The sequence below is a fragment of the Streptacidiphilus albus JL83 genome, from assembly GCF_000744705.1.
Taxonomy (GTDB): domain Bacteria; phylum Actinomycetota; class Actinomycetes; order Streptomycetales; family Streptomycetaceae; genus Streptacidiphilus; species Streptacidiphilus albus.
Map to the genome: position 1 here is coordinate 5215178 of NZ_JQML01000001.1, position 22687 is coordinate 5237864.

Annotated in this window: 26 protein-coding genes; 13 read left to right on the forward strand and 13 right to left on the reverse strand. The window is 73.4% G+C overall.

Translation table 11 applies throughout. The annotated features are described in order from the left end of the window. Positions 1–183 precede the first annotated feature (183 nt). The 4 genes from BS75_RS48445 to BS75_RS22750 all read left to right on the forward strand — a co-directional run bounded on the left by BS75_RS48445 (position 184) and on the right by BS75_RS22750 (position 2748). Positions 184–342 carry a DUF4177 domain-containing protein gene (locus tag BS75_RS48445; RefSeq protein ID WP_095874066.1) on the forward strand — a complete coding sequence of 53 codons (159 nt, stop codon included), beginning with the start codon at positions 184–186 and terminating at the stop codon, positions 340–342. Then, positions 342–809 carry a RidA family protein gene (locus BS75_RS22740; protein ID WP_034089574.1) on the forward strand — a complete coding sequence of 156 codons (468 nt, stop codon included), beginning with the start codon at positions 342–344 and terminating at the stop codon, positions 807–809. The genes BS75_RS48445 and BS75_RS22740 overlap by 1 nt, the downstream gene beginning before the upstream one ends. A 101-nt stretch (positions 810–910) precedes the next feature. After that, positions 911–1912: an NUDIX hydrolase gene (locus BS75_RS22745; RefSeq protein WP_231607866.1), complete on the forward strand. Its 1002-nt coding sequence runs from the start codon at positions 911–913 to the stop codon at positions 1910–1912. Further along, on the forward strand, positions 1909–2748 hold the full coding sequence (locus tag BS75_RS22750; protein WP_034089575.1) for an MBL fold metallo-hydrolase: 840 nt from the start codon (positions 1909–1911) through the stop codon (positions 2746–2748). The genes BS75_RS22745 and BS75_RS22750 overlap by 4 nt, the downstream gene beginning before the upstream one ends. A gap of 177 nt (positions 2749–2925) precedes the next feature. Here the strand turns inward: BS75_RS22750 and BS75_RS22755 are convergent, their stop codons facing one another. Together BS75_RS22755 and BS75_RS22760 are read right to left on the reverse strand one after the other, a co-directional pair. Beyond that, a complete protein-coding gene (locus BS75_RS22755) occupies positions 2926–3600 on the reverse strand; it encodes a Crp/Fnr family transcriptional regulator (protein ID WP_034089576.1) in 675 nt (224 codons plus the stop codon). Between the two features lie 228 nt (positions 3601–3828). Continuing rightward, positions 3829–4794, reverse strand: a complete 966-nt coding sequence (locus BS75_RS22760; RefSeq protein ID WP_034089577.1) for a threonine ammonia-lyase — start codon at positions 4792–4794, stop codon at positions 3829–3831. Positions 4795–5008: 214 nt separating this feature from the next. On the opposite strand from BS75_RS22760, the gene BS75_RS22765 reads away from it, so the two are divergent. Together BS75_RS22765 and BS75_RS22770 are read left to right on the forward strand one after the other, a co-directional pair. Next, on the forward strand, positions 5009–5758 hold the full coding sequence (locus BS75_RS22765; RefSeq protein ID WP_034089578.1) for a hypothetical protein: 750 nt from the start codon (positions 5009–5011) through the stop codon (positions 5756–5758). 166 nt (positions 5759–5924) lie between these two features. Beyond that, positions 5925–7568: a hypothetical protein gene (locus BS75_RS22770; RefSeq protein WP_034089579.1), complete on the forward strand. Its 1644-nt coding sequence runs from the start codon at positions 5925–5927 to the stop codon at positions 7566–7568. Between the two features lie 31 nt (positions 7569–7599). Here the strand turns inward: BS75_RS22770 and BS75_RS22775 are convergent, their stop codons facing one another. The 5 genes from BS75_RS22775 to BS75_RS22795 form a co-directional block, all read right to left on the reverse strand. Continuing rightward, positions 7600–7866 carry a metal-sensitive transcriptional regulator gene (locus tag BS75_RS22775; protein ID WP_034089580.1) on the reverse strand — a complete coding sequence of 89 codons (267 nt, stop codon included), beginning with the start codon at positions 7864–7866 and terminating at the stop codon, positions 7600–7602. Positions 7867–7974: 108 nt separating this feature from the next. Continuing rightward, complete coding sequence (locus BS75_RS22780; RefSeq protein ID WP_034089581.1) at positions 7975–8589, reverse strand: hypothetical protein; 615 nt, start codon at positions 8587–8589, stop codon at positions 7975–7977. Positions 8590–8629: 40 nt separating this feature from the next. Beyond that, on the reverse strand, positions 8630–8977 hold the full coding sequence (locus tag BS75_RS22785) for an SHOCT domain-containing protein (protein WP_231607867.1): 348 nt from the start codon (positions 8975–8977) through the stop codon (positions 8630–8632). Between the two features lie 17 nt (positions 8978–8994). Further along, a complete protein-coding gene (locus BS75_RS22790; protein ID WP_034089583.1) occupies positions 8995–9435 on the reverse strand; it encodes a DUF6325 family protein in 441 nt (146 codons plus the stop codon). 123 nt (positions 9436–9558) lie between these two features. Then, positions 9559–10143: an HhH-GPD-type base excision DNA repair protein gene (locus BS75_RS22795; protein WP_034089584.1), complete on the reverse strand. Its 585-nt coding sequence runs from the start codon at positions 10141–10143 to the stop codon at positions 9559–9561. A gap of 180 nt (positions 10144–10323) precedes the next feature. On the opposite strand from BS75_RS22795, the gene BS75_RS22800 reads away from it, so the two are divergent. The 3 genes from BS75_RS22800 (at position 10324) to BS75_RS22810 (ending at position 14612) form a co-directional block, all read left to right on the forward strand. After that, entirely contained in the window at positions 10324–12558 is a 2235-nt protein-coding gene (locus tag BS75_RS22800; RefSeq protein ID WP_034089585.1) for an ATP-binding protein, read from the forward strand. Continuing rightward, complete coding sequence (locus BS75_RS22805) at positions 12555–13208, forward strand: response regulator (RefSeq protein ID WP_034093577.1); 654 nt, start codon at positions 12555–12557, stop codon at positions 13206–13208. The genes BS75_RS22800 and BS75_RS22805 overlap by 4 nt, the downstream gene beginning before the upstream one ends. 150 nt (positions 13209–13358) lie before the next feature. Then, the gene (locus tag BS75_RS22810) at positions 13359–14612 is read left to right on the forward strand and encodes an alpha/beta hydrolase (RefSeq protein WP_034089586.1); all 1254 of its coding nucleotides are present in this window, start codon (positions 13359–13361) and stop codon (positions 14610–14612) included. 10 nt (positions 14613–14622) lie between these two features. On the opposite strand, the gene BS75_RS22815 is transcribed toward BS75_RS22810, so the two are convergent. Both BS75_RS22815 and BS75_RS22820 read right to left on the reverse strand, forming a co-directional pair. Beyond that, on the reverse strand, positions 14623–15072 hold the full coding sequence (locus BS75_RS22815; RefSeq protein WP_042437448.1) for a hypothetical protein: 450 nt from the start codon (positions 15070–15072) through the stop codon (positions 14623–14625). Continuing rightward, positions 15054–15308: a hypothetical protein gene (locus tag BS75_RS22820; RefSeq protein ID WP_034089587.1), complete on the reverse strand. Its 255-nt coding sequence runs from the start codon at positions 15306–15308 to the stop codon at positions 15054–15056. The genes BS75_RS22815 and BS75_RS22820 overlap by 19 nt, the downstream gene beginning before the upstream one ends. Before the next feature lie 144 nt (positions 15309–15452). On the opposite strand from BS75_RS22820, the gene nth reads away from it, so the two are divergent. The 4 genes from nth (at position 15453) to BS75_RS22840 (ending at position 19232) form a co-directional block, all read left to right on the forward strand. Then, positions 15453–16334, forward strand: coding sequence for an endonuclease III (nth, locus tag BS75_RS22825; RefSeq protein WP_042437447.1), 882 nt, complete (start codon positions 15453–15455; stop codon positions 16332–16334). Beyond that, positions 16331–17005 (forward strand): NUDIX hydrolase, encoded by a 675-nt coding sequence (locus BS75_RS22830; protein ID WP_034089588.1) that lies wholly within the window; start codon positions 16331–16333, stop codon positions 17003–17005. The genes nth and BS75_RS22830 overlap by 4 nt, the downstream gene beginning before the upstream one ends. Before the next feature lie 177 nt (positions 17006–17182). Continuing rightward, the gene (locus BS75_RS22835) at positions 17183–18361 is read left to right on the forward strand and encodes a MarP family serine protease (RefSeq protein WP_034089589.1); all 1179 of its coding nucleotides are present in this window, start codon (positions 17183–17185) and stop codon (positions 18359–18361) included. Positions 18362–18524: 163 nt separating this feature from the next. Then, the gene (locus BS75_RS22840) at positions 18525–19232 is read left to right on the forward strand and encodes a metal-dependent hydrolase (protein WP_034089590.1); all 708 of its coding nucleotides are present in this window, start codon (positions 18525–18527) and stop codon (positions 19230–19232) included. Positions 19233–19262: 30 nt separating this feature from the next. On the opposite strand, the gene BS75_RS22845 is transcribed toward BS75_RS22840, so the two are convergent. The 4 genes from BS75_RS22845 to nhaA form a co-directional block, all read right to left on the reverse strand. Continuing rightward, positions 19263–19457, reverse strand: coding sequence for a hypothetical protein (locus BS75_RS22845; RefSeq protein ID WP_034089591.1), 195 nt, complete (start codon positions 19455–19457; stop codon positions 19263–19265). A gap of 184 nt (positions 19458–19641) precedes the next feature. Then, entirely contained in the window at positions 19642–20601 is a 960-nt protein-coding gene (locus tag BS75_RS43470; RefSeq protein WP_231607868.1) for an alpha/beta fold hydrolase, read from the reverse strand. 52 nt (positions 20602–20653) lie between these two features. Next, complete coding sequence (locus BS75_RS22855; protein WP_034089592.1) at positions 20654–21124, reverse strand: phage holin family protein; 471 nt, start codon at positions 21122–21124, stop codon at positions 20654–20656. A 136-nt stretch (positions 21125–21260) separates the two neighbouring features. Continuing rightward, the gene (gene nhaA / locus BS75_RS22860) at positions 21261–22589 is read right to left on the reverse strand and encodes a Na+/H+ antiporter NhaA (protein ID WP_081982522.1); all 1329 of its coding nucleotides are present in this window, start codon (positions 22587–22589) and stop codon (positions 21261–21263) included. Positions 22590–22687 lie beyond the last annotated feature (98 nt).

Below are 22687 nucleotides of genomic sequence, written 5' to 3' on the forward strand. Positions count from 1 at the left end.
TCCGGTCGGCGTTCGTCGGTGCCTGCTGGTCGAGCATCGACGCGCCGGTCGACCCTTCCCGCGAGGGTAACCACGCCGCGCGCACTCCGTCGGGAGTCATCTTCCCAGCCTGACTACTTTGCCCCCCTTTGTGGCGTAGATCACACGCGCATCTCCGTCCCGCCGAACGGTTAGAGTCCACCCATGACCAAGTGGGAATACGTGACCGTGCCGCTGCTGGTGCATGCGACGAAGCAGATCCTGGACACCTGGGGCGAGGACGGCTGGGAGCTCGTCCAGGTCGTGCCCGGGCCGAACAACCCCGAGCAGCTGGTGGCCTACCTGAAGCGGGAGAAGTCCTGATGGGCAAGGTCGAGAGCAAGCTGGCCGAGCTGGGCCTGGTGCTGCCGGAGGTCGTGCCGCCGCTGGCGTCCTACGTCCCGGCCGTCCAGTCCGGCGAGTACGTCTTCACCTCCGGCCAGCTGCCGATGGTGGCCGGCAAGCTCGGCCTGACCGGCAAGGTCGGGGCCGAGGTCACCGCCGACGAGGCGAAGCAGCAGGCGCGGATCTGCGCGCTCAACGCCCTCGCCGCGGTGAAGTCCGTGATCGGCGACCTCGACCGGATCGAGCGAGTGGTCAAGGTCGTCGGCTTCGTCGCCTCCGCCCCCGACTTCACCGGCCAGCCCGGTGTCGTCAACGGTGCGAGCGAGCTGCTGGGCGAGGTCCTCGGCGAGGCCGGCGTGCACGCCCGCAGCGCGGTCGGCGTCGCGGTGCTGCCGCTGGACGCCCCGGTCGAGGTGGAGATCCAGGTCCGCGTCAGCGCGGTCTGAGGCCGGCACCACGGGCCGCAGCAACGGCCACCGGACGAGCGAGTGTGAACGGGTACCGCGTACCCGTTCACTCCCGGCAGGCGGCCACGTAGCATCCGGCCATGGGTGATCAGCAGGAGCAGCAGCGGCCGCACAGCGGTGCGGCACAGCCGGTGAAGGATCCGGAAGCACGTGCGGCGGCGGTGCCGGCCGCCTGGGCGGCGCGCATCGGCGCACTCGCCCGGGGTGAGGCCACGCCGGTGCAGCCCCGGCTGGCCGCGACCGTGGTCCTGCTCCGGCAGCACGACGCAGGCAGCGGCGAGAGCGGCGAGAGCAGCAGCGGCGAGCACGGCAGCGGCACGGGCGGCACCGGCCGCCCGCAGGCGTACCTGCTGCGCAGGCGCGCGTCGATGGCCTTCGCCGGGGGCATGTACGCCTACCCGGGCGGCGGCGTCGATCCGCGCGACAGCGCCGGCGCGGGCACCGCGCTCCGGTGGGCCGGTCCCGGGCCGGAGGAGTGGGCCGAGCGGCTCGGCTGCTCGGCGGAGACCGCGCAGGCCGTGGTCTGCGCGGCCGTCCGCGAGACCTTCGAGGAGGCCGGCGTCCTGCTGGCGGGGGTCGACGAGCGGTCGGTGGTCGCGGATGTCAGCGGGCCGGAGTGGCGCGAGGCCCGGGCCGCGCTGGAGGGGCACCAGCTGTCCTTCGCGGAGTTCCTGACCGAGCGCGGCCTGGTGCTGCGCAGCGACCTGCTGGGGGCCTGGTCCCGCTGGATCACCCCGGAGTTCGAGGAGCGCCGCTACGACACCTGGTTCTTCGTCGCGGTGCTGCCCGAAGGTCAGCGCACCGCCGAGGTTCCGGGGGAGGCGGACCGGGTGGAGTGGCTGGAGCCGTCCGAGGCGGTGAAGCGCGCGGACGACGGCGAGTTCCTGATGCTCCCGCCGACCGTCTCGACCCTGCGCGAACTGCTGCCGTTCGCCACCCCGGCCGAGGCGCTGGCGGCGGCCGGGGACCGCACTGTCGCACCGGTGCTGGCCCGGGGCGCGGTCGACGCGGACGGAAACGTGACGGTGAGCTGGCCCGGCCACCCGGAGCTGACCATGGAGTCCGGGAGGGCTGTCCGTTGAGCGGCGGCGCGGCGGGATCCGCCGCCGCTGGAGGCGGAACCGGCCGGGGGATCGCCGGTCGGGCGACCGAGCGGGCGTTCTGCGTGCTCGCCCCCAACGCCTCGCCGATGACGCTCGACGGCACCAACACCTGGGTCCTCGCCGAGCCGGGCTCCGAGCTGGCCGTCGTGGTCGACCCGGGACCGCTGGACGAGGGCCACCTGCTCGCGGTCCGCGACCATGTCCGGCAGAGCGGCCGCCGGGTCGCGGAGATCCTGCTGACGCACGGCCACCCGGACCACGCCGAGGGCGCGGCGCGCTTCGCCGAGCTCACCGGCAGCGGGGTGCGGGCGCTGGACCCGGCGCTGCGGCTGGGCGCGGAGGGGCTGCACGACGGCGAGGTACTGGAGGTCGGCGGCCTGGAGCTGCGGATCGTCGGCACTCCCGGCCACACCTCGGACTCGCTCAGCTTCCGCATTCCCGCCGACGGCGCGGTGCTGACCGGGGACACCATCCTCGGCCGGGGCACGACCGTGGTCGCCCACCCGGACGGACGGCTCGGCGACTACCTGGACTCGCTGCAGCGGCTGCGGGCCCTGGCGGCCGGGCACGGCGTCGGCACGGTGCTTCCCGGTCACGGCCCGGTACTGACCGACGCCCTCGGCGCGGTGGAGTTCTACCTGGCGCACCGCGCCTCGCGGCTGGCCCAGGTCGAGGCGGCGGTCGAGGCGGGCCTGCGCACCCCGGCGGAGGTCGTCGCCCGGGTCTACGCGGACGTCGACCCGCTGCTGTGGCCCGCCGCGGAGTGGTCGGTCCGGGCCCAGCTGGAGTACCTGAGCGAGCGCGGGGCGGTCTGAGGCCGCCGCCCCGGGCCCGAGGCCGGACCCGGTCGCGTTCCCGGGAACGGTTCCTGCGAACGGGTGGGGCACGACGACGGACGGGGCGCACGACAACGGGTGGGGGCATCGGCCGTAGGCCGTACCCCCACCCGGGTGTCTGTGGCGCCGACGTCAGCGCATCAGCGCATCAGTACGTCAGCGCGAACGGCGTGCCAGCCGTTCGACGTCGAGCAGGATCACCGCGCGGGCCTCCAGCCGCAGCCAGCCGCGCCCGGCGAAGTCCGCGAGCGCCTTGTTCACGGTCTCCCGGGAGGCACCGACCAGCTGGGCCAGTTCCTCCTGGGTGAGGTCGTGCACCACGTGAATGCCCTCGTCGGAGGGCACACCGAAGCGGCGGGACAGGTCGAGCAGCGCCTTGGCGACACGTCCGGGGACGTCCGAGAAGACCAGGTCCGACATCACGTCGTTGGTGCGGCGCAGGCGCCGGGCGATGGCCCGGAGCAGCGAGATGGCCACCTCGGGACGGGTGGTCAGCCAGGGCTGCAGGTCGCCGTGGCCCAGGCCGAGCAGCTTGACCTCGGTCAGCGCGGAGGCGGTGGCGGTGCGCGGTCCCGGGTCGAAGAGCGACAGCTCGCCGATCATCTCGCTCGGGCCGACCACGGCCAGCATGTTCTCACGGCCGTCGGGAGAGGTGCGGTGCAGCTTCACCTTGCCCTCGACGATGACGTAGAGCCGGTCGCCGGGGTCGCCCTCGTGGAAGAGGGACTCGCCGCGGGCGAGCGTGGTCTCCGTCATGGAGGCACGCAGCTCGGCAGCCTGCTCGTCATCCAGTGCGGTGAAGAGCGGGGCACGCCGCAGTACGTCGTCCACTCGGTCCTCCTTGTCGGCCGTGCAGGCTTGAGGTGCGATCCCCATCATGCCCGACCGGGAAACAGTGCGATCAATCACAACAAGTGTGGCTTATGGAAACCAGTGCTCCGTACGGGGGTACTGCCGGCAATGATCCGGCATCCGTCGCTGCGGCGTCGGGCACTTCTCCGTTTCTCGCTCGCAGGGCCCGCGCGGATCGGCGCGCCACAGGTCAGGGGGCGGTGCCGGTCAGGGGGCGGTGCCGCCCAGGGCGGCGATCTCGGTGGGGGAGGCGTTGCCGCCGCTGCACACCACGGCGACGCGCCGACCGGCGAATTCGTCCGGTCGGGCGAGGACGGCCGCGAGCGCGGCGGCGCCCGCGCCTTCGGCGAGGGTGTGCGCATGGCCGGCCAGCAGCCGCTGGGCGGAGCCGATCTCCTTGTCGGAGACCAGGTGGAAGCCGGACAGGCCCGTCCGCATCAGCCGCTGCGGCAGTTCGAAGCCGCGCCCGGTGGCCAGTCCCTCGACAGCGGTCAGGTTCGGCCGCTCCACGCAGACGCCCGCCTGCCAGGAGTCGTGGGCGGCCGGGGCGGCGGCGGACTGGACCGCGATCACCCGGCAGCGCGGTGCGAGCTCGGCGGCGACCAGGCAGGCGGCAGCGGCCCCGGTGCCGCTGCCGACCGGCACGACCAGCGCGTCCAGGTCCGGCCGGGAGCGGAAGAGCTCCAGGTAGAGGGTGCCGACCCCGGCCACCAGGGCGGGGGTGTCGCCGGGGCTGACCAGCAGGCTGCCCTCCCGCGCCGCCGACTCCTCGGCCCACTGCTGCGCCGTCGCCAGCGACGGCCCGTACAGGACCGTCGTCGCGCCGAGTGCCCGGACCGCCCGGACCTTGGCCTCGTTGGCGGCGGCGGGCATCACCACCGTGCAGGGCGTGCCGAAGGCCGCACAGGCGTAGGCGACGGACTGGGCGTGGTTGCCGGTGGAGTAGGTGACCAGCCCGCGCGCCCGCTGCTCCGGGGTGAGGCCGGCCAGCAGGGTGAGGCCGCCGCGCACCTTGAACGCCCCGACCGGCTGGGTGTTCTCGTGCTTGACGAACACCGTCGCCCCGGCCACCGCGTCGAGCGCCGGATAGGACCACATCGGGGTGGCGGGCAGCCGGTCGGCCAGCAGCGCCTCGGCGGCGAGGACGTCGGCGAACGTGGGTCCGGGTTCCATGGCGCCATCGTCCCGGCAGACCGGCGGGGGGTCCAGGGCAGGCCGCCCGGGACCTTCGTCCCGGAGCGGGTCGGCGCGGGTCGGCGTGGGTCGGCGTGGGTCGGGGCGGGTCGGGGTGGCGGTCGGGGTGGCGGTTTGGTGGCGGCACGGCCGCGACCCTGGGACGGGAGCGTCCGACGGTGCATCATGGCCGACGGAGGACGGAGGTCAGTGGATGGACGCCGTGACGGTCACCGTGGTCTGCGGGCTGCTGCTCCTTGCGGGCGCGGTCGGCACCGGTCGGCGGCTGGTCAGGTATCCGGGTGGCTGGGCGTGCTCCTTCGGCGGCGCCTTCTCCTCCCGGCGGCGGGAGTTGGCCGAGGCCCGGAGCGCGGTGCGGGCGCTGGAGCGGCAGCGGCGCCGTGAGCTCCACTCCGCGGACCGGGAGTTGCGTCGGGTGGAGGCCGAGCGGAACCGGCGGATCAGGGCGCTGCACCGGCAGCGGAAGCAGCTGGACGCCGTGGGCCACGGCGAACTGCTGCACAGTCTGGGTGGACTGACCCTGCATCAACACGCCGTGCTGGTACGCGGTAGGGCAGTCCCGCTGCACCGGGCCCGGATCGGCCACGATCTGGCCCGTCATCAGCATGTGCTGCTGGTCACCGGGCAGGACGGCAGGCGGCGGCGGCTGACCCTGGACCGTGACCGGTACTCGGACGACGCGGTGCGCACCCTGGTGGCACGGGCACAGGGTGCGCTGGTCGATGAGGAAACCTTTCAGCAGAAGCGGGAGGCCGACATCGCCGAGACGGAGGCCCAGCTGAAGCAGGCGCAGGCCGATCTCGCGCCGGTGCAGCAGGCCCGCGAGCGACAGGCGAAGGCGGTCGAACGCTGGCGCAACGACCCGCGACCGGTCAGGGCCGAGGCCCGGCTGAAGGCGGTCGGTGAGCGCTGGTGCGCCGACACCGGACGTCGGCCCGGCTGACCGGCGCAGGCAATCCCGCTGATCGGCCGCCCGGCCGAGGGGCAGCTGAGGCACCATAACGTTCATGAGTCGTACGACAGTTCTCCCGAGTCCCGCCGTCCCCAGCCGTCTCGGCAGACTCACCGAAACCGAGCGAAGGGTCTGGAAAGCCTTCCCTCTGGGGCAGTTGGTCGACCTGCGGACGGGCGACCCGGAGCTGGACGACCCGGCCGGGGCGGACGCCTGGCCCGCCGGGCGCAGCGTGCGCGGCGAGGTGTTGGCCGCGCTGCTGCTCGGCGCCTGCCCGGCCGTGCCCGGAGCGGTCGCCGCACTGCGGCTCGCCGGGGCTCGGATCACCGGTGAACTGCGCTTCGACCACGGCACCGTCTCCTCGCTGCTGTTCCTGCGCGACTGCTGCTTCGAGGGGGCGATCGTGCTCGACGGCGCGGTGGCCGAGTCGATCGACCTGAGCGGCTCCCGGCTAGTGACGCTCAGCGCCTACGGCGCCCGGGTGCACGGCACCTTCGATCTGCGCGACACCGTGGTCGGCGGCGCGGACGGGGTCGCCGTCCACGCGGACGGCATCCGGATCGACGGCGGGCTGCTGGTCAACCGCTGCGTCACCAACGGCTCCTTCGACCTGATCCATGCCGAGATAGCCGGCCAGGTGGCCTTCGTCGACGCCCAGCTGAGAAGCGCCGGACCCGGCGGGGTCTGCCTCAACGCCGGCGGTATGCGGGTCGGCCGGAGCCTGCTCGCCCAGCGCCTCCGCACCCGTGGCGAACTCCGGCTGCCCGGCGCGCAGATCGGCAGTTCGCTGCTGCTGACCGGCGCGCAGTTGGACGGCGACGGCGCCGACGCGCTCTACGCGCCCTGGCTGTCCGTCGCCAGCGAGACGGCCCTCCGCCTCCATGTGGCCGACCCGGCGCGGAGCGAGCACGGCGAGGACGTCGACCGCCCCTTCAGCGCCCGGGGGACGGTCCAGCTGATCAGCGCCAGGCTCCGGGGCGGCCTCGACTGCTCCGGCGCGCAGCTCACCGCGACCGCCGGCCGACCGGCGCTGGAGGCCGACCGGATGGTGGTCGAGGGCAGCCTGCTGCTGACCGCGGGCTTCCACACCGAGGGCGAGATCCGGCTGACGGCGGCCACCGTCAGCGGCCACCTCGACATCCGGGGTCTGGACAGCCCCAAGGCCGTGCTGATGCTCCAGGCGGCGAGCGCGGCCGGCGGCATCCACGACCGGATCGACTGCTGGCCGGAACAGCTCCGCCTGGACGGCTTCACCTACGGCCCGTTCATCGAGTACCGGGACGCCAAGGAGCGGATCCCGCTGCTCCGCCGCCAGGCCAGGACCGCCGACCCGGGCCGGCTCGGCGCCTTCCGGGCCCAGCCCTACGAGCAGTTGGCGTCCTACTACCGCTCGATCGGCAACGACGGCGAGGCCAGGACGGTGATGCTGGCGCGCCAGCGGGCGCTGCGCGCGGTGCTGCTGCCGCGCTGGCGGCGGGTGCCCGGCGCCGCCCTGGACCTGCTGGTCGGCTACGGCTACCGGCCGCTCCGGGCCATCGGCTGGGCGGTCGCCCTGCTGGTCGCCAGCAGCGCCTACTTCAGCCAGGTCCGGCCGGTGGACGTGAGCCGGGAGGACACCTCGGTGTTCAACCCGGTTCTGTACGCGGCGGACCATCTGGTCCCGGTGATCCACTTCGGCGAGTCCGACGTCTGGCAGTACCACGGCGTGGCGGCGGTGGTCACGGTGGTGCTCACGGTCCTCGGCTGGACCCTGGGCATCGCCATAGCTGCCGCCGCCACCAGGACCCTGACCCGCAACTGAGGAGGGGCGGGCGGGCGGCGCCGGGTGCGGCTCAGGCCAGGGTGAGGAACAGCTTCTCCAGCTCGGCCTCGGTCATCGGCGGGGTGCCGTCCTCGGCGCCCGCCAGGCACTGCCGCATCCCACTGGCCACGATCTTGAACCCGGCACGGTCCAGCGCCCGGGAGACCGCGGCGAGCTGGGTGACCACGTCCTTGCAGTCGCGGCCGGCCTCGATCATCGCGATCACCCCGGCCAACTGGCCCTGCGCCCGCCGCAACCGGTTGAGGACGGCATTGACCGCCTCGTCGTCGACCTTCATCCAGGGCCTCCTGCGGCTGCTTCGACTGGTCCGGCCATGGTACCCCTGGGGGTATGAAGGTCCGATCTGTCGGACCGGCTGCGGGGCGCCGGTCGCGGCCGCCTCCGGTCAACGGGGGCCGTCGGCCGGGCGCACCTCCTGGAGCAGTCCCCAGGCGAACGTGGCCACCCAGGAGCGGGTTCGGCCCTCAGCGCCCAGGGCCTCCGTCTCCAGGGCCTCCGTCTCCGGGGCCTCGAAGGCGACGCCCCAGCGGGAGGGCGCGCTGCCCTCCAACGGCCGGGCGCCGGGGAAGGCCGCGCCGACGTCGTCCACCACACAGCTCCAGGGCCGCAGGTCCGCCGCGGTGCGCAGCAGCGGCGCGGTGGTGTCCGGAGCGCGCACCAGCCACTCGTTCCAGACCGAGCCGCCGGGCCCGAGCAGCAGCTCGAACCTCAGCTCGGGCCAGAGCGACAGCGGCCACAGCAGCGCGGTGCAGCTCAGGTCCCCGGCGCGGCGCCGGACCCGCGCCTCGGCGGGGCCCAGCACCGACTCGTACCGGCGCGCCCCGTGCGCGGAGCGGGGTGACCGGATCATCGCCTGCCAGCGCCGGTTGGCCTCGCGCATCCGGGCGCGGTCGGAGCCGAGCCGGCGTACCGCCTGCTCCACCAACTCCGGCCGGAAGTCCGCCATCCGACGCAGCAGCACCAACTGGAACTCGTCCGGGCCGAACCCTTCGATCGCCATGCCCTCCAGCCTGCCGTACCCGAGGGGTGGGGCCGCCGGGTCAGCCGGCCAGGATCCGGGCCTTCTCGGCGGTGAACTCCGCCTCCGTCAGCACGCCCTGGTTCCTGAGGTCGGCCAGGGTGGCGAGCTGGGAGACCCGGTCGACCGCCGGGGCGGCTGCGGCGGGAGCCGCCGGCGCCTGCTGGGCGGCGACCTGGGCCGCCGCCTGCGCGGCTGCCTGGTCCACCAGTTGCTGCTGGCTGAACTCGGCGCTCTGCTGCTGCTCGGCGCTGCGCTCGGCGGCGTTCCGCTGCATCCTGCCGGAGACCGCGGTGGCGGTGCCGGCGATCACCGTGGTGCGTGCCATCGTGCCGAGCAGGCCCGGCCGTCCCATCCGTCGACGGATCATCGTCTTCCCCTGCTCCCTCAGTCCTTGTCCAGTGAGGTGATCGCCTGCAGCACGGCGTCCCGGGGAATGCGCTCCAGCAGGACGACCCGTCCGTGCGAGCCGCGCAGCGCCGCACCCAGCCGGGCCGCCCAGGTGTTCTCCCAGACCACCACCATCGCGGAGGAGCCCGGCTCCATACCGGCGCCGACCGACGCCAGGTCCTCGTCGCTGAGCAGGTCGAACTCGTCGCCGGTGACCCGCTCGAAGGCGAGGGCGACGTCCGAGTCGGACAGCTCCACCACGTCGACGGAACCGTCGCCGTCCTTGCGCAGGAAGGTCAGGTCGAGGATCCGGACCGTGCCGCTGTCCTGCAGCTCACGCAGGGCGGGAGCGACGTCGCCGTTGAATCTGCTGTTGTCGAACGCGATCACTGCGACGTCCACCGGGCCGACCGTGTCGGCCGTGAGGGTGTTGGGCACGGAACTGCCGCCTTCCTTGATGAATCCACATGAACGGGGACAAGTCGGAAGCGGTCCCAGCCTAAGCGCATTCCGCGGGTTCGGCGTCTTCGCCCGGGTACGGGTACGGGGTGCGGCGGGCGGTCAGGCCTTTGCCGCCTTCGCGGCGGCCTTCGCCGCCTGCTTGAAGGCGCGGACCTTGTCCAGCGACTCGGGGCCGGTGATGTCGGCGACCGAGCGGAAGCTGTCCTTCTCGCCGTAGGGGCCCGCCGCCTCGCGCCAGCCCTGCGGCTGGACGCCCAACTGCTTGCCGAGCAGCGCCAGGAAGATCTGCGCCTTCTGCTTGCCGAAGCCGGGCAGCTCGACCAGCCGGTCGAACAGCTCCGTGCCGCTGCCGACGCCGCTCCACACCTTGGTGACGTCCCCGTCGTAGTGCTCGTCCAGGAACGCGCACAGCTGCTGGATCCGCTTCGCCATCGATCCCGGGTAGCGGTGGACCGCCGGTTTCTGCGAGCAGAGCGCGGCGAAGGCGTCGGGGTCCTGGGTGGCGATCGCGTGGGCGTCCAGGTCCTTCCCGCCCAGGCGTTCGAGCAGGGTGTACGGACCGGTGAACGCCCACTCCATCGGTACCTGCTGGTCCAGCAGCATGCCGATCATCGCGGCCAGCGGGCTGCGGCTGAGCAGCGCGTCGGCGTCGGGGTTCTGGGCGAGGTGGAGGGCGGTCGCCATCGCGGTCTCTCCTTCAGGTCTGACGGTTCACGCATGTCACGGTTCACGCCCATTGTCCGGGGCGGACCCCGGTCCCGCCCGGGAAGGCGCGAGGTCCGGATTTCGCCGAACGAGGGCGACAGCGGCCCGAGTCGGGCGCAGACTTGCGGCCATGGGGGGACGCGACCGGAGCCGGCGCCGATGAGGGCGGCCCACTCCGTGGCCGCCGCAGGCCGGAGGTTCGATCCGGCCCTGCCCGCCCTGCTCGTCGCGGGACAGGTCGCCCTGGGGCTGCACGGTGGGCCGGCGGTGTCGGCGGTCGCGGTCTCCTGCGGCGCACTCGCCCTGCGCCGGTACGCCCCGCTCGCCGTCCTGGCCGTCGTCCTGGCCGCCGCCCCGCTCGGCGCGGGTGCGGTCGCCCCCTGGGCTGCGGCCGCGATCGCGCTGGGTGCGGTCGCCCTGCACCGCACGGCCGGGTACGCCGCCGTCGGATGCGCGGCCGTCGCACTGGCCGGAGCGGCTGCGGCAGGTATCCAGGGGCGCCCGCCGCGGGAGGTCCTCGGAGCGGCGCTGGTGGCGCTGGGTGCCGCCGCGGTCCTCTGGGCCCTGGGCCGATCCCGGCGCCGCCGCAGGGCGTTCCGGGACGCCCTGGCCGCCTTCCGGGTCGGCTGCACGGCCGCGCCCCGGTTCGCCGTCGCCCGCGAACGCGAGCGGATGGCGGCGGAGCTGCACGATGCCGCCGCCCGGCGGCTGACCGGAATCGTGGTCTCGGCCGCCGCCGCCCTGCGGCTGCGGGAGCCCGCGCGGGCGGCCGAGGCGCTGGCTCACGCCGCCGTCACCGGCAGACAGGCGGCGGCCGAACTCGACCGGCTCGCCGGGCCGGAACCCGACGGGCCCCGGGCGACGCTCGCGGACATCGACGCCCTCGCGGCCGGGTCCGGCGCCGACTACCGGCGCACGGTGGAGGCCGTGCCGCCGGAGGCCGCCGAGGTGGCCCACCGCGTCGTCGGCGAGGCACTGACCAACGCCGCCCGGCACGCCCGGGGTGCGGCGGTACGGGTCAGGCTCGGCGGCGGCAGCCGATTGACCGTCACCGTCGAGGACGACGGCGGCAGCGCTGCGACCGCCGGGCTCGAAGCCGGGCTCGGCAGCGGCTTCAGCAGCGGTCTCGGCAGCGGCATCGGGCTGGCCGGGCTGCGCGGCACCGTCGCCGCCGTCGGCGGGACGCTGTCGGCGGGCCCGGCCGGGACCGGCTGGCGGGTGAGGGCCGAACTGCCGCTGGCCGCACCGGCCGTGAGTCGCCGGTGGCCGCACTGGCGCGGTCCGGGCGCCCTGGACTGGGCGCTGGTCGCACTGGCGATCGCGCTGTCCCTCGGCGCGGACCTGCTCTCCACCGGCCTGCCCGACTCCCTTGCCGGTCCGCTGCCGCTGGTGTCCGTGGTCCTGCTGTCGGCGCTGCACGCCGTGCCGCTGGGCTGGCGGACGCGGGCGCCCGCCCGCAGCCTGGCGGCGGTGCTGACCGCCCTGCTGCTGTGGCTGGCCTGCGATTCGGCGGTCCCGGCCGTGCCGCCGGTCAGCGATGTGTTCCTGGTGTACTGGTGGGTCGAACTGACGCTGCTCCACGCCGTCGGTGCGTACCCGCCCCGCCGGGGCGGCCGGCTCGCGCCGCTCGCGGTCGCGGTCGTCGGCGGACTGGTGCTCGCCGAGGGGCCGATGATCAATGGCAGCCGGATGGGCGCCTGGGCGGTGCTGGCCGCGGCGCTGGCGGTGCCCGCGTACACGTCCTGGTCGTTCGGTCGGCGCGCGGCGCGGGGACGGGAGCGCCGCCGGACCGCCCTCACGCGGGCCAGGGCGGAGCTCGACCGGGACACCGGCGCAGCCGTGCGCGAGGAGCGACGGCGGATCGCGGACGGTCTGCGCGGCACCACCGGCGGGCACCTGCGGGCGATGGTCGACGCGGCCGACGCCGGTCGGCTGGAGACCGTGCTGGCCCAGGCCCGTGCGGCCCTCGCCGCGCTTCGCGAACAGCTCGGCGAACTGCACCGGCCAGAGGATCCGCACCGGCCGGAGGATCCGCACAGCCCGGATGCTCCGCACGACCCGGAGGACCCGCACGACCCGCCCCCGACCATCGGCGGCGCCCTGACCCTCGCCACCCGGTACGACGCCACCTTCAGCTATGCGGCCCCCACATGCCGCCCGCTGCCGCCCGCGCTGGAGGTCACCGCCTACCGGGCCGCCGCGATGCTGCTCGCCGACGGTGCGACGCTCACCGTGCTGCACCACGACGGGGGAGTCGAGCTGTCCGGTCCGCGGCCCGCCGACCCGGCGGTACGACGGCGGTTGCTCGCCATGGCCGACGCCGTCGGCGGTACGCTCGCCACGGCCGACGACGGCGCGGCGCTGGTGTGGCTGCCGGAGGTGTGCCCCTCGTGATCACAGTGGTGGTCGCCGACGACCAGACCGTCGTCCGCGCCGGAATAGCGGCGATCCTCGAAGCCGAGCCCGACCTGTCCGTCGTGGGGCAGGCCGCGGACGGCGATGCCGCCGTCGCGCTCGCGCTGGCGCTGCGCCCGGACGTGGTGCTGATGGACGTCCGGATGCCCGGGACCGACGGACTGGCGGCCGCCGCCCGGATCACGGCCGCCCTGCCCTCGCTCCGCGTGGTCGTGCTCACCACCTTCGACCTCGACGAATACGTGTTCGCCGCGCTGCGCGCCGGAGCCGTCGGCTTCCTGCTGAAGGACTCCGCGCCGGAGCGGGTGATCGACGCGGTCCGGGTGGTCGCGGGCGGCGACGCCCTGCTGGACCCGGTGGTCACCCGACGGCTGATCGGCCGCTTCGCGCAGGGACCCGGCCTGCAACCAGCCACCGGCCTCGACCGGTTGACGCCGCGTGAGACCCAGGTGCTGCGGCTGGTCGCCCGCGGCCTCAGCAATGCGGAGATCGCCTCGGTCCTGGGCATCGGCCCGGCCACGGTGAAGGACCATGTCGCCGCGGTGCTCGCCAAACTCGGGGTGCGCGACCGGATCCAGGCGACCATCACCGCCTACGAGACCGGTCTCGTCCGCCCCGGCGTGGCCTGAACTCCCGGGCCGGGCTTCGCGGACCGGCCCGGTGGACCGGGCCCGGCCGCTGGGGGGAGGCCCGGCCCCGCCGCGCGGCGGGGCCGGGGTCACCACCGACCGTCCTCCGGTCCGACGGAACCCGGCCGACGCGCTCATAGCGTCGAAACCATGACTTCCACCCTGCTCCGCCGCGTCCTCGGCATCGTCCTGCTGGCCGGCACCCTGGTGCTGGCCCCGCTCTCCGGCGCGGCCGGATTCGTCGCCCTGGCGACCGTCAGCGCGAACGTCCCGCTGCTCGCGGTCGCCGGCCTCGTCGCCGCGGCCGGGGTCGGCTACCTGCTGGCCCGGGGCGCGTTCGCGCTGCTCGGCAAGGGGCGGCCGGCCGCGCTGCTGTACTCCGGAGCCACGACCGCCGGTGTGGTGGCCCTCGCCCTCGCCACCGTCTTCCAGCCCATGCCGCACCCCGGCCCCGGGCCGGTCCCCGCCAACGTGCGCTTCTGGGACCTGCCCACCGGCTCGCGGATCGCCTATGTGTCGCTGCACGGGTCAGGCACGGTCCGCCCGACACCGGTGATCTTCCTGCACGGCGGCCCCGGCACCCCGGCCGAGGGGATGCCGGCGGGCGGCAGCCGACTCGCGGCAGCGGGCTTCGACGTGTACTCCTACGACCAGCTCGGGGCCGGCCGGTCCACTCGGCTGAAGGACGTCACCGGCTACACGGTCGCCCGGGACGTGGCCGATCTCGACGCGATCCGCCGCGAGATCGGCGCGGACAAGGTCATCCTCGTCGGCGACTCCTGGGGCGGTTCGCTGGCGGCGCAGTACCTGCTCGCGCACAGCGCCCACGTGGCCAAGGTGGTGTTCGTCTCGCCCGGCGCCCTGTGGGGCCACCAGTACCCCGGCACCCGCGCGGGAGACCCGTGGACCAGGCTCACCGCGCCGGAGCGTGCCCGCTACGACCAACTCCTCTCCGAGCCGAGGCTGATCGCCGCCTCGCTGCTGCTGGGCGTCAACCCGAATGCGGCGCACGCGCTGTTCGGCGACGACGAGGCCGACCACTGGCTGCACGAACTGGCCCTGACCGGCAAGGACAGCACCACCTGCGCGGGCGCCGCGCCGGTGCCGGCGCACGACAACCCGCAGGGCTTCTACACCAACCAGGTCACCAGCAGTGACTTCGACCGGCTGCCCGACCCGCGCCCCGCGCTGCGCGCGGTCCACGTCCCCGCGCTGATCCTGCGCGGCTCCTGCGACTTCATGAAGCCGGAGGTGACGGCGGAGTACCGCAGCACGCTGCCGGACTCCGAACTGGTCCTGGTCGACGGCGCGGGCCACGACATCTCCGCAGGCCGGCCTGCCCTCTACACCGCCCTGCTGACCGCCTTCCTGCTCGACCGCCCGCTACCGGCAACCGCGAGCTGACGGTGGGCCGCTAGACCAGGATCGGCTTGACCGCAGGTGAGCCAGGGAGTGTCTCGACGGCCTTGCACAGGGCCGGTACGTGGGACCTGTCGGACGTGACGAGGAGGACGGGTGGCGTCGCCAGCGCGGCCGTCGCCACGACCAGGGCATCGACCAGGCATTCGTGACCGTCCAGCCCGGCGGCGTCCAGCAGCTTCCGGGCTGTGGTCACCACGTCGTCGGTGACCGGCTTCTTGTCGAAGCGGGACAGCAGGTAGGCGAGACGCTCGGCTGCCTTGCCGGTTCGCCTGACTTCCAACGGAGTGACTGCGGAGTGGACGACGCGGCTGCCGTTCCGCTCGGCGACCTCGATCCTGGCCCGCATACCCTCGTCGCCTTCGACGTGCAGGGACAACCCCTGGGCATCCAGTACGAGGGTTCCGCCGTGCTGGACGCGGGTCTTCAGGCGCTTGCTGACCATTCCTCCTCCGCCCGGCGCAGGGCATCGTCGGAGACGGCGCCGAATTCCTCGCGGTCGGCGGCCACCACCTCGCGCAGCTTGGCCATGGCGAGCCACTGCTCCAGCGCTTCGGCGATGACGGCGGAGAAGCCGGTCTTCCCGGTACGCTCCTCGACCTCGTCCACGAGCGAGGTGGCCAAGGAGACGGAGCGCTTGGTGGCCCGTTCCGGTATCGGCGACTGCGCGTGTGCACTCATCCCTGAAACAGTAGTACCGGTGGTAGGAAATTCTGCTGCGGATCGAGGCGGCGGAGTGCTTCGCGGCGGCTCGGGATCGGGAGGGAGGGTGAGCGTGTCCGCTTCTTCCGTTGGGTGTCGGTGGGGGGTCGTAGGCTGGCGGGCATGGCGAAGAGTGGCGTGGTGGCGGCTGCTGGTGGGCCGGGGTTCAGGAAGGCCAAGGTGCCGGACACCCGTGCGGGGTTGGTACGGCAGGCGCGGAAGATCAATCGGGCGCTGGCGGACGTCTATCCGTATGCCCATCCCGAGCTCGACTTCGAGAATCCGTTCGAGCTGCTGGTGGCCACGGTGCTGTCGGCGCAGACGACCGACCTGCGAGTGAACCAGACGACGCCGGCGCTGTTCGCCAAGTTCCCGACCGCGTCGGCGCTGGCGGCGGCCAATCCGGAGGAGCTGGAGGAGGTCATCCGGCCGACCGGGTTCTTCCGGGCCAAGGCGAAGTCGCTGCTGGGGCTGTCGGCCGCGCTGCGGGACGACTTCGGCGGCGAGGTGCCGAGCCGGTTGGCGGACCTGGTCACCCTGCCCGGTGTCGGCCGGAAGACCGCCAACGTGGTGTTGGGCAACGTCTTCGGCGTTCCCGGAATCACCGTCGACACCCACTTCGGGCGGCTCGCGCGGCGCTTCGGCTGGACCGAGTCCGACGATCCGGTGAAGGTCGAGCACGAGGTCGGGGCGATGTTCCCGAAGAGCGAGTGGACGATGCTCTCGCACCGCGTCGTCTTCCACGGCCGCCGGATCTGCCACTCCCGGCGTCCCGCCTGCGGCGCCTGCCCGATCGCGGCGCTCTGCCCCTCCTACGGCGAGGGCGAGACCGACCCGGTCAAGGCGGAGAAGCTGCTGAAGTACGAGAAGGGCGGCCGGCCCGGCCAGCGGCTGAAGCCGCCGGCCGACTATCCCGGGCTGCCGGCCTCCCCGGCCGGAGCCGGGGACGCCGGAGCGACCGGGGACGCCGGAGCGACCGGTACCGACGAAGGCAGCGGCCGATGACGGACATGGTCCAGATCGCCCGGGACGGACTGCCCGACTGGCTGGCCCCGGTCCGTGACGCCGCCGAGCGGGTCGAGCCGCGGCAGCTGAGCCGTTTCCTGCCGCCGGCCGAGGGCGGTCGGCGCTCCGCCGTGCTGGTCCTCTTCGGCGAGGGCCCCGACGGCCCCGACCTGCTGCTGATCGAGCGCGCCCGCTCGCTCCGCTCCCATGCCGGGCAGCCCTCCTTCCCCGGCGGTGCGCTCGACCCCGAGGACGGCGACCCGGACGGACCGGGCCGGGTCAACGCCGCGCTGCGCGAGGCCAGGGAGGAGACCGGCCTGGATCCGGCCGGTGTGCAGGTCTTCGGGGTGCTGCCGGACCTCTACATCCCGGTCAGCGACTTCGTGGTCACTCCGGTCCTCGGCTGGTGGCGTGAGCCGTCCCCGGTCGGGCCGGTCGATCCGGCCGAGGTCGCGGCGGTCTACCGGGTGCCGGTGTCCCAGCTGACGGATCCCGGGCGGCGGGCCCGGCTGCGGCATCCCAGCGGCTTCCGGGGCCCCGCGTTCGAGGTCGAGGGGATGCTGGTGTGGGGGTTCACCGCCGGTGTGATCGACCGGATCCTGCACTTCAGCGGCCTGGAACGGCCCTGGGACACCAGTCGGGAGATCGAATTCTCGGGTCGGCAGCAGTAGCCCGCAGCCGCGGCGCAGGAAGGGAGGTCAGCGGCTTGCAGGAACCATTCCGCCCCGTCCGAACGTGAGAAGAAGACAAGCTCTGCCACTCGGGCTCCGGAGCGCCGACCGCGCATGGGATGGTTGGCCGTTGCTCCTTCGGCCGGGGGAGCGCCCCGCCCTGCCCAGGAAGCTGCCGTGAACGTCCTCGACATCCTGCTGATCCTCGCTGCCTGCGGGTTCGCCGTCTCCGGCTACCGGCAGGGCTTCGTCGTCGGCGTGCTCTCGGTCGTCGGGTTCCTCGGCGGCGGGGTGATCGCCGTCCAACTGCTGCCGTACCTGCTGCAGCACCTGCCGGGCGGGACCACCTCCTCGGTGGTCGCGGTCGTCGTCGTGATCGTCTTCGCCTCGCTCGGCCAGGCGTTCACCACCCACTGGGGCTGGAAGCTGCGCGGACCCATCGACCGCAGCCGGGTCCGGCTGCTCGACGCCGTCGGCGGCGCGCTGGTCAACGTGGTCGCGATGCTGCTGGTGGCCTGGCTGATCGGCTCGGCGCTGGCCGGGACCTCGCTGCCGACGGTCGCCCGCGAGGTCCGGACCTCGGCAGTGCTCAGCGCCGTGCAGCGGACGCTGCCGGCCGACGCGCCGTCCTGGTTCTCCAACTTCACCTCGGCCCTCGCCCGGAACGGCTTCCCCCAGGTCTTCAACCCCTTCCAGAACGAGCCGATCGCCGACGTCCCGCCGCCCGACCCGGCGCTGGTGAACAGCGCGGCCGTGGTGCAGGCGCGGAAGAGCATCGTCAAGGTCGTCGGCACCGCGCCCAGCTGCGGCAAGGTGATCGAGGGCAGCGGCTTCGTCTACGCGCCGCACCGGGTGATGACCAACGCCCACGTCGTGGGCGGGGTGAGCGATCCCACCGTCCAGCTCGGCGGCCGGACCTACGACGCCACGGTCGTCCTCTACGACTGGCAGCGGGACATCGCGGTGCTGGACGTGCCGGGGCTCAACGCCCCCGTCCTCGAATTCGCCGGCGGCGCCCAGGACAGCGCCGGCGCGATCGTCGCCGGCTTCCCGGAGAACGGCCCCTTCAACGTCCAGGCCGCGCGCGTCCGGCAGCAGCTGAACGCCCAGGGCCCGGACATCTACCACCGGGGCACGGTCACCCGCGAGGTCTACTCGATCCGTTCGACTGTTCGACAGGGCAACTCCGGCGGACCGCTGCTCACTCCCGGCGGCGAGGTGTACGGGGTGGTCTTCGCCAAGTCGCTGGACGACGCGCAGACCGGCTACGCGCTGACGGCGGAGGAGGTGGAGGCGGACGCCAACCAGGGCAGTACCGCCACCGCCCAGGTGAACACCGAGGGTTGTGCGCTCTGATCCGACCGCCGGTCAGATCACGGTTGAGCTGGGACGTCGGTGCTGTCGGCGGCAACTGGTAGCGTCTGGGTCGCCCACCCGAACCGATCAAGGTGTCGTCGGGGTCAGGGCGGTCGGCGCAGGGCCGGCGTGAGGTCGGGTATCAGGGGGAGGACGAGACATCATGATGGGTCACTCGCACGCCGTGAGCGGGGCGTTGCTGTTCGCGGCCACGGCGCCCTTCCTGCCGGAGGATCTGATGCACCGCCATCTCTCCCCGGCGGAGATACTGATGGGCACGGTGCTGACCGCGGGCGCGGCGCTGCTCCCCGACCTGGACCACCACGACGGGACGATCGCCAACTTCCTGGGGCCGGTCTCCAAGACGCTCTGCCGCTTCGTCGCCTGGATCTCCGGCGGCCACCGGCACGCCACCCACTCGCTCCTCTTCGTCGCCCTGATGTCCTTCGGCACCTGGGCAGGCGTGAGCTACCTGGGGCGGCCGTTCACCCTGGGCATGACGTTCTTCCTGATGGCGCTGGCCGTACGGGCGCTCAACCTCTGCCCGCCCGGCCACGGCTTCTCGGCCTGGGGGACGATCGTGGCGATGGCCGCACTCGGCACCGGCGTGATCGACAAGTTCATCCCCTCCGCGCCGGGCTGGCTGCCCTACGCGGTCGGCCTCGGCTGCGTGGCCCATCTGCTCGGTGACTCCATCACCAAAATGGGCGCGCCCTGGCTGTGGCCGCTGAAGAACCGCTACGAGATCGTGGTGATCAAGAGCAGCGGCAACAAGCTGGAGACGGAGATACTCGTCCCGCTGATGGGTCTCGCCACGGTCGGCCTGCTCTGGTTCACCGCGCTCTCGCCCGGCTCGTTCCCGAAGCTCTGATCGGCAGCACGCTGCCCGATGCCGCCCGGGTCAGCGCTGGCGGAGCCGTGAGGTCACCCAGCGGGCCCGGCGGGTGAGGATGCTCGGGAGGCCGGCGTGGTCCAGCACGGCCGCGCCGCCGACCGAGTAGGGCGCGGCTCCGGGGCTGCCCAGCGCAGAGCGCAGAGGCGCTGTCTGCTGAGGCGAGCGGCGACGGGACAGGGGCGCGATGGCGCGATCGTGCATCCAGCTCATGAGAGAGCAGTGCCCAGACCCGGGGATCGGTAATCCCGTGCGACGAGGCCAATTGGCCTATGCGCTGGTCCTATTTTCAGACTGGCGGCTTCCGCTGCGGCCCTCGCCACAGCTGTCGCCCAGGTCCCGCCACCGGCCGGTGGCAACGCGGTGAACAGCGGGAGCTGACGTCGGCTCAGCGGTCCGGCTCCGGGTCGCGGAGCCAGTTCAGCAGCTCCCGCGAGAAGCCCTCCGGGTCCTCCTCCTGCGGGTAGTGGCCGATTCCCTCCAGCAGCCGCCAGCGGTAGGGCGCCTCGACGTACTCGCCGGAGCCGGCCGCCGTCCGGTTCAGCAACAGCGGGTCCAGGGCCCCCTGCAGATGCAGCGTCGGCACCCGCACCGGCCGCCGCATCCGGCGGGAGTACTGGAACCCGTCGGGTCGGCCCATGGACCGCATCAGCCAGCGGAAGGGCTCGATGGAGCAGTGCCGGGTGTTGGACAGCAGCATGGCGTGCCGGTACGTCAGCAGCGCCTTCTCGTCCGGCGCGCGCCCGGGGGCGGCCCACTCGGTCAGGTAGTCGGCGACCAGTTCGGCGTCGTTCGCGGCCAGCTGACGCTCCGGAATCCAGGGCCGCTGGAGCGCGAGCAGGTGCTCGGCCGCCGCGATCTGCCGCCGGTCGCTCATCAGTGCCCGGCGCAGTCGACGCGGGTGCGCGCTGGAGGCCACGGCCAGTCGGCGGATCAGGGTGGGCCGCATCACCGCCGCCGTCCAGGCGAGGAAGCCGCCCCAGTCGTGGCCGACCAGGGCCGCGTCCGAGGCGCCGAGGGAACGGATCACCCCGGTCAGGTCCAGGGCCATGTTGCTGGGGTCGTAGCCGCGCGGCGTGCGGTCGCTGCCGCCGACACCGCGCAGGTCCACGGCGACGGCCCGGAAGCCGCCCTCGGCGAGCGCGACCAGCTGGTGCCGCCAGGTCCACCAGAACTGCGGCCAGCCGTGCACCAGGAGGACCAGCGGCCCCTCGCCCATCTCGGCGACATGGAAGCGTCCGCCGTTGGCGGAGACGTCCCGATGGGTCCAGGGGCCGTCGAGCCGAGGGTCGAAGGAGAAGTCGGTGGAAGAGCTGCGGGATCCGCCGAACGTGGGGTCAGACGCCATGGGGACAAGCCTGTCACACTCCCGGCGATACCGTCGGGCGCGTGCCGTGCCGTCAGCGGCGGATCGCGGGCAGCTCGTCGGCCGGGCCGACGGCGGGTCGGGGCTTGGCGGTCTTCAGCACGTCCACGGTCGCCTTGGTCGAGGCGATGGTCCGGTCCGGCGGCGAGATCTTCTTGACCAGCCGCCAGGCGACCAGCCCGGCGATGATCGCGAGCAGTACGAAGGCGCCGCCGGTGATCAGGAAGCACCAGGCCAGGCCGAGGCCGGAGGCGTGGATGCCGTAGGCCATGGCGAAGCTGAACACCGGGATCGAGGCGACCAGGATCACCCCGGCGGCCAGCCCGGCCGCAGCTCCGGCGCCGCCGCGGACGACGTCCTGCGTGATCTCCTTCTTGGCGAGCCTGATCTCGTCATGCACCAGCGCGGACAGGTCGGCGGTGGCGGAGGAGAACAGCTGGCCCACCGTGCGCTCGGCCCCGTCGGAGGAGGTACTGCCGTTCTCGGACCTGTAAGCGGTGGACATCCGGTCTTCTCCTCAGGTCTTCCTGTCGCGTCGTCAGAGCTCTGCCTCAGATCATGCCTCCTCGCGGAGGGGTGCGACCACTCGGCCTGCCGATCGGAGCCGGGCGGCTTTCCCGGACGGCCCGGGAGCCGCCGTGTCAGACGGGTCGTCCGCCCTGCTGTTCGGCCTCCTCCTGCTCGTACAGCCGCTGGTAGGTGCGGTTGCGCAGCCGCAGCAGCACCGCCGCGACCAGGGCGCAGATCAGCGAGCCGACCAGGACCGCCGCCTTGGCCTGTCGGGCGAGGGCCGGATCGTCCGCGAAGGCCAGCTCGCTGATCAGCAGTGAGACGGTGAAGCCGATGCCGGAGAGCACGGAGACCGCGAACAGGTCGCTCCACTCCAGCTCGGGGTTGAGCTCGGCCCTGGTGAAGCGGGCGGTCAGCCAGCTGCCGCCGAAGACTCCGATCGGCTTGCCGACCAGCAGCCCGAGCAGGGCGCCCAGTGGCGCGGCATGGGTGAAGACGTCGGCGAGCGCGTGGGCGTTGAGGGTCACTCCGGCCGACAGCAGGGCGAACACCGGCACGCAGAAGCCTGCGGAGAAGGGCCTGACCAGGTGTTCGATGTGCTCGGCCGGGGAGTGCGCCTCGCCGGGGTCCTTGGTGCAGCGCAGCAGCAGGCCCATGGCGACGCCGGCGACCGTGGCGTGGATGCCGCTCTCGTGCATCAGCGCCCAGATCACCACGGCCAGCGGCAGGTAGAGGTACCAGCCGTGCACCCGCAGCCGGTGCAGGGCGTAGAAGAGCACCAGGCCGAGGAAGGCCAGGCCGAGCGCCCAGAGCTTGATGCCGTGGCTGAAGAAGATCGCGATGATCAGGATCGCGATCAGGTCGTCCACCACCGCGAGGGTCAGCAGGAAGGCGCGCAGCGCCGACGGCAGGTGGGTGCCGGCCACGGCGAGCACGCCGAGGGCGAAGGCGATGTCGGTGGCGGTGGGGATGGCCCAACCCCCGTGGTGGCCGTCGGCGCCGCTGTTGACGAGGGTGTAGACCAGGGCAGGCACGGCCACCCCGCAGACCGCGGCGACCACCGGCAGCGCGGCCGCCCGGCGGTCACGCAGTTCGCCGGCCACCAGCTCGCGCTTGAGCTCGATGCCGGCCACGAAGAAGAAGACGCTGAGCAGCCCGTCCTTGGCCCAGTCGCCGAGCGGGAGGTCCAGGTGCAGCGGATGGGACGGTCCGACCGTGTGCTCGACGACGGTCTCGTAGGAATGCGGCCAGACGTTGGCCCAGACGAGTGCTGCCACGGTCGCCAGCAGCAGCAGGACGCCGCCCACGGTCTCGGCGCGGAGGGCGTCGGCGAGGAAGGTCCGTTCGGGGAGCGGGAGCCGGCCGAGGAACTGCCGTCGGGGGGCCTGGGTGGAGCCCGACTCGGGATCGGGGCCGAGCGGCGGACTGCCGTCCGGGCGGGGAGCGGGGCGGTCACTCACGCGCGGGGCCTCCGAACCGGTCCGACAAATCGGGCATCTCCCCCGATCCTAGGAGCTGCCCGCGCCGAGGGCCGCCCCAGCGCGGTGCTGGGGCGGCC